Genomic DNA, 11,454 nt, shown 5'->3' on the forward strand with positions numbered 1-11,454 from the left:
GGGCCCCATACTGACCGGATCTTGGGGGGAGGGGAGAGGGACAGCATGGCGGCTGCGGAAGGCGCACCGGTGGGTGGAGCCCACGGGGGCCGAAGGGGTCTGCGGGGGGCGGCCGCAGCGCTGGGGGCGCTCCTGTTCCTCGGCTGCGCCGGGGCCGCGACCCTACCCGGAGCACCGGGGCTCGAGACTGTGGAGATCGTGGAGGCTGAGATCGTCGCCGCGCCTTCCCGGCTGCCCCTCCTGGACGGCGGGGAGCTCGAGGTCTGGGCCTACAACGGCCAGGTGCCGGGCCCCACCCTGCGGGTGCGGCGGGGCCAGACCCTTCGGGTGCGCTTCGAGAACCGGCTGCCCCAGCCCACCACCATCCACTGGCACGGGGTGCGGGTGCCCAACGCCATGGACGGGGTGCCCTGGGTCACCCAGGACCCCGTCCCGCCGGGGGGCACCTTCGTCTACGAATTCGCGCCCCCCGACGCCGGCACCTACTGGTTCCACCCCCACCTGCGCAGCAGCGAGCAGGTGGAGCGGGGGCTCTACGGCATTCTGGTGGTGGAGGAGGACGAACCCCCGCCGGGGGTGCGGGAGATCCTCTGGGTGCTGGACGACTGGCGCCTGGGGGAAGACGGCCAGGTCGAACCCCGGTTCAACACCCGCACCGACCTCGCCCATGACGGCCGCTGGGGGGATGTGCTGACCGTAAACGGCCGGCTTCGCCCCGCCGAGCCGGTCCGGGCCGGGGAGCGGCTGCGCTTGCGGCTGGTCAACGTCGCCAACGGCCGGGTCTTCGCCCCCGATTTCGGAGCATGGGAGCCGCGGCTCGTGGCCTTCGACGGCCTCCCCACCGACCGCCCCCTGGACGCCGCGGGGCTCGAGCTGGCTCCGGGCAACCGGGCCGACCTGGACCTCCTGGTCCCCCGGGTCTCGGGCGGCACCCGGCTGGAGGTGACCGACCGGTTCACCTCCCGGGTCCGGGTGCTGGCCACCCTTGCGGTGGAGGGCGCGGTGCCCGAAGAAGGACCGGCTTCTCCCGCCCTGCGTCTGGGGCCGTGGCCGGCCGAGCTCCCCCCGGACCGGGCCGAGCCGCGCCACACCTTCCGACTGGCCTCCCGGGAGGGCGGCCCCTTCGGCATCGAGTGGACCATCGGGGGCGCCGCCTACCGCCACGAGGACCACGCCCCGGGCGGCCACGGGGACCACCCGGTGCTCGCGACCCTCCCCCTGGGGCAGTGGGCCCGGCTCCGGTTCTGGAACGACTCCTTCCGGCTCCACCCCATGCACATCCACGGCCTCTTCTTCCGGGTGGTGGCCCGCGACGGGCGTCCGGTGGCGGAGGAGCGCTGGCGCGACACGGTGCTCCTGCGGCCCAGGGAGACCGTGGACGTGGCGGCGCTGCCCCTGGACCCGGGCCTGTGGATGATGCACTGCCACATCCTGGAGCACGCCGAGGCCGGCATGATGTCCCTCCTGGAGGTGGCGGCTCCCGACGTGGGCCTGTCCGCGAATCCGGACCGGGCAGGGGGCGGCAAGGAGAAGTAGACCGAACGATCCTGCGCCCTGGGGCCGCCAGGGAGTCGTTCTCCCCTTCGGGTTCCCCTCCAGGGCTCCCGACCCTTTCTTCGGTTCTCTTGCGATGTGTTGGGTTGGGGTCGCTCCTTTCCTGTCACGGGGAGAGCAGGACGGCCTTGAGGTGGCGCTCGAAGAACTCCGTCAATCCGGTTCGGTTCAGATGGTCGGTGTCGAAGTAGAAGCGCGGCTCGTCCATGCTCAGGGAAAAGTCGTGGAAGACGGCCCCGGCTTCCTCCAGGATGCGCCCCACCGCCTCGTCGAACGCCGCCTCCTCCGGAAGTCGGGCATGGAAGCGGGCCGGCACCGGCATCTTGATCGCCACTAAGTCCATGCCTTCGCGCCCCACGAGGGCGACCAGCGCCGCGAACTCTTCGAGATAGCGGCGAAAGGCCTTGGGGTCGGGACCCTCCGGGTAGAGATACTCGATGCGCTTGCGGTCGGAGACGGCGGAGGGGCGGTGGGTGCGCTCGAACTGCTTCTCTCCTTCCCAGATGTCGGGCTCGAACCGATCCCGATGGTTGAGCTTGGAAAAACCCGTCACGTAGTCGAGCACCGCCAGCGCCGCCACGCCGTGGCGGCGGCTGTAGTCGAAAAAGTGCCGGGCCAGCGCCGGCTCGAAGGGGGTTCGCCGCAGCAGCGAGGCGTCGGCGAACCGGTCCTCGTTCCAAGTGCGGGAGTGGAAGGCGAAGGAGTTGAGCACGTACAGGACGTGGTCGGCCCGACGCCCGCGCAGAAAGTGTTCGAGCACGAACCGGGTGTAGAGCGGGCCCGTGCCCGGCGCGGCGAGGTTGAGGATGCGCAGCCCCGTCTCGGCCTCCATGTGGGCGTTGAAGCCGTCGAAGGCCAGGGGCATGGCGTGGGAAGCGCCCAGGATCACCCAATCGAAGTGCCGTTCCTCCGCCGTCGCGAGCTTGAAGAAGGGGTTGCTGCGGCCGGTACGATACACGAGCCGTTCGGCGGAGTAGTAGACGGCTGCGTAGAGCAGCAGCCCGATGCCGATGAAAAGGAGGGCGGCTTTGCCGAGAGGTTTCATGGCCGCTCGCTGTCCGGAGGCCCGGTCGCGTCAAAACTGCATGTAGAGGAACTCTTTCGCCTGCCAGCGCCCGAGGAGGAGGAGCCCAAAGAGGATCCCGTAGTAGATCCCCCACCGCACTGCGACCGGCGCGGCCGAGAGCCTCTGGAAGATCGAGCGACGCTCGTCCAGGAGCTCGACTCCCAGCAGGAACGCGATGAGGCCGAAGGCGAGGTAGTGGTCCGTGCTGTACGGGTAGCGCGTCACGAGGCTCGCGATCCGACCGAGGTTGCCTGCGATCCGCTTCAGGATGAGCAACGCGTCGCCCACGGTGGCGGCGCGGAAGAAGACCCAGGCCAGGGCAATCAGGTGAAAGGTCAAGAGGATGCGCAGCGCGCGAAGCGCCGCGCTGCCCCGGACCCGCGGCAGGCGCTCCCCGAGCCGTCGCCACGCCGGGGCCGTGGCGAGCCCGACCCACTGATAGAAGCCGTTCAGTGCTCCCCAGACGAGGAAGGTCCACCCCACCCCGTAGCCCAGGCCCGCGTGCCACAGGCCGCTCACGGTGAAGACCGCCATGATGTTCGCGTACCGGCGCCACGGACTTCCCCTGCTCCCGCCGAGGGGGATGTACAGGTAGTCGCGGAACCAGTGGCCCAGCGAGATGTGCCAGCGCTGTCCCCAGAACTCGGCGGTGCTTCGAGCCAGGTAGGGACGGCGGAAGTTCTCCATCAGCGTCAGACCGAAGAGGAGCGAGACCCCGATGGCGATGTCCGTGTAGCCCGAGAAGTCGCAGTAGATCTGAAAGGCGAAGAAATAGACGCTGAGGAGCAGCTCCATCGGCGGAGCGTAGGCGGCGATGGTGAAGGTGCGGTCGACCACCGGCGCCAGGTTGTCGGCGATGACGACCTTCTTGAACAGCCCCCAGCCCATGAGCTGCAAGCCGAGGACGAGCATGGCGGGATGGGCGCGAAGGCCGGACAGGACCCGGGGCAGGAAGGTCGTGGCCCGCTCGATGGGTCCCGCAAAGATCTTTGGGAAGTAGGCCACGTACAGCGCCACGTGACCGGCCTTTCGCCCGGCCGGCAGACGGCCGGCGTACACGTCGACCAGGTAGCTTGCCGCGGCAAAGGCATAGAAGGAGTACCCCGCGGGCGCCGCCACCCCGAGCCGGGGCAGGGCGGCTTCGGCCTCGAGGCCCAGAAGGGCGCCCGCGGCGCGTTCGATCTCGCCGGCGATGAAATCCCAGAACTTGAAGCCGAACAGCGACCCGAGGACGGCGGCGAGCCCGATCCCCAGGATCCAGCCGCGCCCGGGCCCGCCGGCCGTGCGGTCGAGAGCCCACCCGCAGGCCGCCGCCACCAGCGTGACCGCGCCCAGGTAGACGAGGTTGAGAGGCTGCCAGATGCCATAGAACACGCAGCTTGTCAGGAGCAGCCAGAGCCACCGATGGCCCGGCCGCACCCCCGCGAATACCAGGAGCGTGAGCGGCAGAAAGAGGAAGAACTCGAACGAGGTGAACAACATGGGTTGCACCCCTGTGGGCGTCTGCCCGCCTCGACGGCGCTTCAGCCCGGCGACGAGGAAGGCCGTGCGCCGGCAAGGGCTGGCTTCGGCTCCGGAGGGCCGCCCGCCCCGGCTGCCCCGGCCCTGTCGGGCCCATCGGGGGGGCTAGTACGATGCCCCCCCGGCCCGCAGGTCCTCGGGGATCCGATCGATCGGGATCCCGGCGTTCAAGACGAGATACCGGGCCAGCGCCTCCCGCTCCCGGGGTGTGAGTTTGATCTCGATGTGGCTTGGCTTGTTCATGGTGCCGAGCCAGTGCTCCACGGTGCGGTCCTGGGTGACCGTAACGGTGATGATGTGGCACGACTGGCAGAACTCGAGCGCCATGTCCCGCCCGTCCCGCGGCAGGATCTGCGCCCAGTTGGCCGCGGCAGGGTCCGCGGGCACCTGGTCCGCGGCCAGCGGCATGCTTACCGCCAGGTAGTCTGCAAGAGTCAGGAGCTCTTCCTCCGCGAGACCCCGCAGCCCGGCCAGGGAGGTCTTACGTTCCTTCAGGTACTGCACCCACTCCTGGGTGGACCGCGTTTCGGTGAGGAGGGCCCGCGCCTCGCCTGCCGGCGGCTTGCCCTCGAGAACGTCGGTGAGCAGCGAGCGGCCCCCGAGGGGGATGAAATCGAAGATCGGATCGAACTCTGCCTGCACCGGTGCGGCCAGGGCCGCCCCGAGGAGCGCGAGGACGGCAACCGCGTTGCGTCGCGCGATGCGCATGGCTTGCGTCCTTCCCTTGAAGGCCCGTGATCGCCGCCGAGGGGCGGTTGGTGCCGCGCCCTTCGTCAGAAGCGCAGGTCGGGCGGCACGTCTTCGATCTTCATGGGCATGTTGATGGCCGAGTAGCGCGAGAACTCTTCCCGTTCCTGCGGGGTCATCTTCATCTCGCGGTGGAAGGGGGACTCGAACATGTTCATCCAGGCCTGCAGGCTGCGATCCTGCGTGAGATGGCTCGTGAACAGGGAGTGGCAGAACTGGCACTCGTGCCAGGCCAGCTCCCGGCCGTCCCGCGGAAGGGCTGCATAGAGCTCCGCCGTTCGTCCCTCCCGCTGTGCCACTTCCCCGGGGTTCGACACGGGCATGTTCACCGCCAGATAGGCCGCGAGGGTGCTCTGCTCCCGTTCGCTCAGCGCCGCGGCGCGGGGGGCGAGGACCTGGCGCCACTCCCCTTCGCTGCGGCGGGCGGAGAGGAGGGCCAGGAGCTCCCCCCCGTTGCCCGCTTCGGCCAGGACCTGGAGCAGCAGGGTCTTGCCCCCCTTGGGCATGAAGGAGTCGTCGAGCTGGGGCAGCGCCGGCACTGCGCCCAGGAGCAGGGCGCCGGCGGCGGCCGGAACCAGCCACCTTCGGTGTCGTGGGCACGTCATGGTTCCTCCCGGCGCACGGTCCGGTCGCGCAGGGAGAAGACCGGTACGCGCAGCTCTCGCAGTGCGCTCTCCGATGGAAAGCCGTCGCCCCGGAGCAGGTCGAGCAGCACCACCGTGTGGTCGTCGTAAAACTGCTCGTGGCAGGCCCCGCACACGATGGCGGGGATGTCTTCCACGACCACCAACCGGTCGCCGTGCCAGAACGCCGACCGCACGCTCGCGGGGTGTGTGGCGTCGCTGCCGCAGTTCCCGCACGTCTCGCCCGGCTGCTTCCCAGCCTGGGGATCGATCTCGCCCATGCCCTGCGTTTCCATGGCGCCTCACTCTCCCTGGGACGATCCGGGTGGCTGCCCGCCGCGGTTGGAGGGATCCACCCGCGGCGGGCCCCTTTCTTCGGGCCTTCAGGCAGCCAGCTTCTTCGCCGCGGCGACGATGTGGTCGGCGTTGGGCCGCATCCACAGGAACATCTCGGGAGACGCCGGAGGCGGCGCGTCGGGAAAGGCGATGCGCTTGAAGCGCGCGCCGTCCACGTTCTCCGCCACCCGGGCGATCACCTCGGCCGCCGGGCCCAGGGTGTAGTAGGACTGGTCCACGGCCAGGAGCCGCTTGGTCTTCTGCACCGACGTCACGAGGGTCTCGGTGTCCATGGGCTTGAGGGAGCGCAGGTCGATGGTCTCCACCTTCATGCCCTGCTTCTGCAACTGCTCGGTCGCCTTGAGCACCTCGGGCATGCCGCCGCCCGAGCCCACGATGGTGATGTCGCTCCCCTCGGACCGTATGGCGGCCTTGTCCAGGGGCGTGGTGTACGGGTCATCGGGCACGTCTTCGATCATGTCCCGCAGGCCGGCCGCATACAGGAAGGCGACCGGGTTCGGATCGCGTAGCGCCGACACCATCATGCCCTTGGCATCGGTGGGGTTCGACGGGATGACCGTCTTCAGGCCGGGGATGTGCGCGTAGTAGGTGTCGATCTCGTAGTCGGAGTGCTGGCCGGCGAAGCCCGGGGTCTGCCCGGTCATCTCGAGCACGAAGACCACCGGCATCTGTGCCTGCCCACCCGTCATGTGGTGCAGCTTGCCCGCGTGATTCTGCAGGATCTGGAAGCACATGGCGTTGCCCTGGTAGGGGATGTAGGTGGCGGCCCGGGAACCGGCCAGGCCCGCGCCCAGAACGCAGGCTGCCATCCACATCTCGTCGATGCCGGTATTGACCACCCGCTTGCGGCCGAACTCCCTCTCCAGGTTGATGACCGGCTTCCCCGGGGTCGACGCCACCGGCGGCGTCAACTCGAAGATCCAGATCATGTTGGGGTCCTTTTGCATTTCGTACTGCACGGCCTCGAGGACCGAGTACATGAAGCTCTTGCGTGCCATGGTCGCCCTCCCCATTGCTTGCCAAGTGTGAGGTGGTTGCGCCTGTTCCCCTCTGCGCAGTCCGGCTCAGCCGAACTGCCGGGGAAGAACGGTGCCCTCGACGAAGACGTGCTTGAGCCCGTCTTCCGGCTTGCCGAGGGGCTGTTTGTCGGCCCAGGCAAAGGCCTCGACCATCTCCGCCCTGGCGGCAGTCTCGATCTCGTCGGCCTTGGCTCGATCCAGAACTCCCCAATGGATGAGGGTGTTGCGAGAGATGTCGACCGGGTCGCGGGCCATCCAGGCGCGCACCTCGCGCTCCGGCCGGAAGGAGGTGATGGCCAGGGGGTCGTAGCCGAAGGCGCCCAACTCGCCCGGTTTGGCGCCGGGTGCGCCCCAGTGGTTGTAGTAGCGGTAGGTCTTGGCCTCGATGAGGGTCGGCCCCTCGCCGGCGCGCGCGCGCTCCACCGCCTGCTTCGCCGCGTTGTACACCTGGATCACGTCCTGGCCGTCCACGACCACCCCTGGGATCCCGTAGGTCTTGGCAGCGATGGCGATGTCCTTCATCGGGCAGGAGTAGGAGTAGTGTGCATACTGGTGGTACAGGTTGTTCTCCAGGACGTAGATGAAGGGCAGGTTGAGGAGCGCCGCGTTGTTGAGCGCGCTGTGGAAGTGGGGGGTGGCGTAGGTGCCGTCGCCGCCGTAGTTCACGACGACCTGCTTGCTGCCCCGGGCGCGGATGGCGAAGGCGGACCCGGTGGCAATGACGTAGCCGGGGCCGATCATGCCGTCGGCTCCCATGAAGCCCACCGACTTGTCGGCGATGTGCATCTCCCCCGCGTACCCCTTGTTTAGCCCCGTGGCCCGGAACTCGTACTCCGCGGCCATCTTCTTTACTTCCACGCCCTTGGCGATCGCGTGGCCGGAGGGGCGGTGGGTGCTGTAGACGAGGTCCGCCTCCATCACCCCGCCCGTGTTCTTCAGGGCGGCGGAAACCCCCGTGGCCACCGCCTCCTGTCCGACGTAGAAGTGGTTGTAGCCGCGATAGCCGGGCTCGGTGAGCATCTTGTCCACGCAGGTGCGCTCGAACCAGCGGATGCGCTGGATCGTCGTGTACAGGTGGATCAGTTGCTCGTTGGTGAGATCCTTGGCCCAGAAACCGATCTCGCCGTTGGCCCAGGCGACCTTGCTGCCCAGCGAGATCGCCGCGCCGGCACCCGCCAGGGCCGCCAGAAAGCCGCGGCGGCTCGTCGGCAGTGTCCAGCCTCGGCCTTCTTCGCGGTCCTGCGTCTCCGATGGAGTCTTCGATTGCATTGTCATGACCTTCCTCCAGTGCGAGCCGGCCCGGGTGGCAACTCGGACGCTAGGGAACAGCCGGGTTCGGGTCCAAGCTGGACCGCACGCCGGACACGCTTCGGACTTGCGCAACGAGAGATCCGGCTCGACAGCACTTCGTACCGCTCTGCACCCGAAGTTGTTCACGAGATCACATGGCCTGGCGTGCACCCCGTCGTCAGACGCGCCAGACAGCCCATCCTCGCGTACCTTCCGAGGCCCTGGGTTGGAAAAGGTCTCGACCTGAGAAGGTACGGCGGCAGAAGACAAAAGGCCTCAAAGGGAAGAGTCACCCCTTGAGGCCTCGTATCGGCACTTTTTGGCGCTGCCGCTTCATGGCTGTCTCCAATGTCCATCGCTTGGAGAAGCTTGTTCCGTCGCGGGGATCGAATGCCGCCGAAGGGCTTGCAGCATCCAGGGGGCTCGTCGTAACCCCTCCACGTCCCCGGTCGACCTCCGGCACACCTCCTGTGGGTTTCTTCGTCGAGCCGTGACAATCGAACCCTAGTCCAGGGTTCCTATCCCGTCAAGGTTGTGGAATCTCGGCTGCGGAGGTACCGAGGCCGGTTCCTCGCAAGCGAGGGGCAGGTGGCAAGCTCCCAAAGCGCCGCCCCCCTTCGTCCTCGTGGCGAAGGGGGGCGGCGGAAGGCGCGGTGCAGTCGTTGGAGAGGACTTCCTACTGGCAGACCTGGTAGAGGAACGGATCGCACTCGCAGGCGCCCTCCGTGATGAGGCTGCCCCCCGGGCCCTGGCACACGCCGTCGACCATGGCGGTCTCCCCGCAGCGCCAGCAGCCCCCCGGACCGAAGGCGGTGCAGTAGACGTCGAACGTGCAGGCGCAGCAGACGGCACTCGGCTCGGGTTCCGGTTCGGGCTCGGGCTCGGGCTCGGGCTCGGGCTCGGGCTCGGGCGTGGTGCCCGGGGGCGGTCCGCTGTAGGACAGCGCGGGGGCCGTCACCTGCGGGGAGCTGTCCGTGACGCCCAGGTACACGGAACCGTAGGCCGTGCCGGTGATCGGGTCGGTGGCCACGATGGTGAGATCCGGGTCGGTCTCGCAGGGCGGGATCACCAGGAGGTAGGTGCCGCCTGCATCCGAGACACTGCTCGGCGAGATCCGGGGGTAGTCGGGGCACGCCGAAGCGCGCAGCTGCACCAGGTCCAGGGGCGACGCGGTGTCGGCGCTGTGCACCATGCCGCCGATGGAGAAGCCCCCGCCCGTGACGGAAGAGATGTGGGCGCCGATCTCTTCGTTGGCCGCGGCCGCACCGTTGTTCTTCACGTAGCCATAGAGCGCCAGGGCCAGGGACGCGGGCCCGGTGGGAGCGGCGCTGCCATAGAGAAAGCTGATGTTCCCGATGCCGGCCTGGGCATAGGCTGCAAGGAGGTCCCCGGCGCCGCTCTCCAGCAGGCGCTGCGCGTCGTCCTCGGTGGTCGTGCAGGGGCCCGTGCCGAGGCAGGCCGCCACCCCGTCCACCACCTTTCCCCAGTCGCCCAGGTAGTTGTACGTCGCGTTCATGACCCCGGCCCACCCCAGCACCATCCCCACCGAGTCCATGTCGGCGCCTGCGAGGCCGGCCGAGTTGGACAGGCCGTCCAGGAAGGCCAGGGTGGTGTCTGCCGTGCTCGCCTCGCGGGACTGGAGCGTCTGGACGTTGGAGGTTAGGCCGACCCAACTGGAGAGATTCTGGAGGATCGTGTTGGCGGAGGCGGCGTCGAGCCCGGCGGCCCGAGCGGCGCGGGCCGCGCCGTCGGTGGCCGGCTCCAGGGGCAGCCCGGCCAGCCAGACGCTGAGGATCCGATCCAGGGTGTCCAGGGTTTCCCACGTAAGACGCAGGGCGGTCCCGTCCCCGGCGGTGCCGGCGTCGATCACGAGGCTCGGGGTGCTTGCGACCCGGTCCACCTGGCTGCGGGTGGCGACGAGGTCCTTGAGGACCCCTGCCAGGAGGTTTCTCTCCGCGCCCGTGTCCACCGCCCCCCCGAGAGCGACTTCCAGGAACTCGAGCTGGGAGATGCGCCGCTGTGCGCTCAGGGCCGAGGCGGTGAGGAAGGAGCGCGTGACGGCACCGACAGCCTCGCTGGAAACCGATGGCAGGGCCTCGATCGTCAGCGGGACGGAAGCGCTCCAGGTCTTGGTGCCCCCCGGGGGCGTCTGGGAGATGCGCAGGCGCACCTGCCCGGCGGTGTACGCTCCGGTGCTCGGGTTCACATAGAGCGGCACCCCGGCGAGCACACGCCCGTCCTGCCCGACCCGCAGGGCCAGGCTCCTCACGAGGTAGCCCGCGGTGTTGGCGAACTCCACCTCCACCGAGGCCCCCGGGGCGAGGTCTTGGGCTGCGATCTCGAGGGGCGTGAGGGGAGACGCCGAGGTCTTGGAGAGCTGGATGGAAACGGCCGGCGTCGGCTCGCCGTCTCCGTCGTTGCTTCCGCCGCCTCCTCCTCCGCACCCGGCGAGAAGGAGGCATGCGGCCGCCACCGCGGCCAGAAGGCTGGATTTGCGCGCCATCGACCCATCCTTTCTCCGAAGACCTCCGCCAAAACCCCAGGGTTTCCCGGCAGGTTCCTCGGCTACCATGGCAGGACTTCTTGTCCTGCGCATGTTTCGGCAGGTCCGGCTCCGTTCTTGAGGGTCATGACGGAGAAAGATGGATGCGGATGTGCGCAAAGAGTGTATGTGATGGAACTGCTCTGCGTCTTGAAACACGAAAAACGATGTATCTCCCATACGCAGCGCACCCGGGTCGTGGGCATGGGGGAAGGGGGGCGCGGGGGTGTTCATCCCTTCCCTCGGTGTCCTCAGGGCTTCGGCGGGGGGGACGGCGGGAGGACGTCGTCCAGGAACCGGCCGACCTCTTCCAGGAGGCGCTTGCCGGCGAAGAGCTCCCCGTCGTTGTGGTCCGCCCGGGGGACGACCAGGAGGCGCTTGACCGAAACCGGGGCGGCGTCGAAGAGGACTCGGCTCTCCGAGAGGGGGACGATGCTGTCGCGCTCGCCGGCGGCCACGAACAGGGGGCACGCGAGCTGCGCGATACGGTCCAGGGAGGGGTAACGGTCCCGCAGGAGCCAGCCCACCGGCAGGAAGGGGTAGTGGAGCTTTCCCAGGGCCGCAAGCGACGTGAAGGGGGATCGGAGCACCAGGGCCGCGGGGGGGCGCGCCACGGCCTCGGCCAGGGCCACCGCCGAGCCCAGGGATTCCCCGAACAGCACCACCGGGGCGCCGGGAACCAGCGCCTCCAGGTGCCGGCGGGCGGCCCGGGCGTCCTCCAGGAGCCCCGTCTCG

Annotated in this window: 10 protein-coding genes; 1 reads left to right on the plus strand and 9 read right to left on the minus strand. The window is 69.0% G+C overall.

The annotated features are described in order from the left end of the window. Window positions 1-45: 45 nt before the first annotated feature. Window positions 46-1,536 (plus strand): multicopper oxidase family protein, encoded by a 1,491-nt coding sequence (locus tag AB1578_01325; protein MEW6486539.1) that lies wholly within the window; start codon window positions 46-48, stop codon window positions 1,534-1,536. 124 nt (window positions 1,537-1,660) lie between these two features. On the opposite strand, the gene AB1578_01330 is transcribed toward AB1578_01325, so the two are convergent. The 9 genes from AB1578_01330 to AB1578_01370 all read right to left on the minus strand — a co-directional run. Continuing rightward, window positions 1,661-2,599 (minus strand): hypothetical protein, encoded by a 939-nt coding sequence (locus AB1578_01330; GenBank protein MEW6486540.1) that lies wholly within the window; start codon window positions 2,597-2,599, stop codon window positions 1,661-1,663. A 30-nt stretch (window positions 2,600-2,629) separates the two neighbouring features. Next, a complete protein-coding gene (locus AB1578_01335) occupies window positions 2,630-4,102 on the minus strand; it encodes an MBOAT family O-acyltransferase (GenBank protein MEW6486541.1) in 1,473 nt (490 codons plus the stop codon). A 144-nt stretch (window positions 4,103-4,246) separates the two neighbouring features. Next, entirely contained in the window at window positions 4,247-4,849 is a 603-nt protein-coding gene (locus AB1578_01340) for a hypothetical protein (GenBank protein MEW6486542.1), read from the minus strand. A gap of 65 nt (window positions 4,850-4,914) precedes the next feature. Continuing rightward, window positions 4,915-5,493: a hypothetical protein gene (locus AB1578_01345; protein ID MEW6486543.1), complete on the minus strand. Its 579-nt coding sequence runs from the start codon at window positions 5,491-5,493 to the stop codon at window positions 4,915-4,917. Then, entirely contained in the window at window positions 5,490-5,807 is a 318-nt protein-coding gene (locus AB1578_01350; GenBank protein ID MEW6486544.1) for a YgiT-type zinc finger protein, read from the minus strand. Before AB1578_01350 ends, AB1578_01345 begins: the two co-directional genes overlap by 4 nt. Before the next feature lie 87 nt (window positions 5,808-5,894). Beyond that, window positions 5,895-6,866, minus strand: a complete 972-nt coding sequence (locus tag AB1578_01355) for a transketolase C-terminal domain-containing protein (protein ID MEW6486545.1) — start codon at window positions 6,864-6,866, stop codon at window positions 5,895-5,897. Window positions 6,867-6,932: 66 nt separating this feature from the next. Then, entirely contained in the window at window positions 6,933-8,162 is a 1,230-nt protein-coding gene (locus AB1578_01360; GenBank protein MEW6486546.1) for a thiamine pyrophosphate-dependent dehydrogenase E1 component subunit alpha, read from the minus strand. A gap of 691 nt (window positions 8,163-8,853) precedes the next feature. Continuing rightward, window positions 8,854-10,680 carry a hypothetical protein gene (locus AB1578_01365; protein ID MEW6486547.1) on the minus strand — a complete coding sequence of 609 codons (1,827 nt, stop codon included), beginning with the start codon at window positions 10,678-10,680 and terminating at the stop codon, window positions 8,854-8,856. A 290-nt stretch (window positions 10,681-10,970) separates the two neighbouring features. After that, on the minus strand, window positions 10,971-11,454 hold a 484-nt coding region (locus AB1578_01370; GenBank protein MEW6486548.1), incomplete at its 5' end, for an alpha/beta hydrolase.

This window comes from Thermodesulfobacteriota bacterium (assembly GCA_040756475.1).
Lineage (GTDB): Bacteria > Desulfobacterota > Deferrisomatia > Deferrisomatales > JACRMM01 > JBFLZB01.

Excerpts from the sequence above, each read along its gene's own strand:
- AB1578_01350 (MEW6486544.1), bottom strand. The coding sequence starts at position 5,807 with ATGGAAACGCAGGGCATGGGCGAGATCGATCCCCAGGCTGGGAAGCAG.
- AB1578_01335 (MEW6486541.1), bottom strand. The coding sequence starts at position 4,102 with ATGTTGTTCACCTCGTTCGAGTTCTTCCTCTTTCTGCCGCTCACGCTC.
- AB1578_01355 (MEW6486545.1), bottom strand. The coding sequence starts at position 6,866 with ATGGCACGCAAGAGCTTCATGTACTCGGTCCTCGAGGCCGTGCAGTAC.
- AB1578_01365 (MEW6486547.1), bottom strand. The coding sequence starts at position 10,680 with ATGGCGCGCAAATCCAGCCTTCTGGCCGCGGTGGCGGCCGCATGCCTC.
- AB1578_01330 (MEW6486540.1), bottom strand. The coding sequence starts at position 2,599 with ATGAAACCTCTCGGCAAAGCCGCCCTCCTTTTCATCGGCATCGGGCTG.
- AB1578_01360 (MEW6486546.1), bottom strand. The coding sequence starts at position 8,162 with ATGACAATGCAATCGAAGACTCCATCGGAGACGCAGGACCGCGAAGAA.
- AB1578_01345 (MEW6486543.1), bottom strand. The coding sequence starts at position 5,493 with ATGACGTGCCCACGACACCGAAGGTGGCTGGTTCCGGCCGCCGCCGGC.
- AB1578_01325 (MEW6486539.1), top strand. The coding sequence starts at position 46 with ATGGCGGCTGCGGAAGGCGCACCGGTGGGTGGAGCCCACGGGGGCCGA.
- AB1578_01340 (MEW6486542.1), bottom strand. The coding sequence starts at position 4,849 with ATGCGCATCGCGCGACGCAACGCGGTTGCCGTCCTCGCGCTCCTCGGG.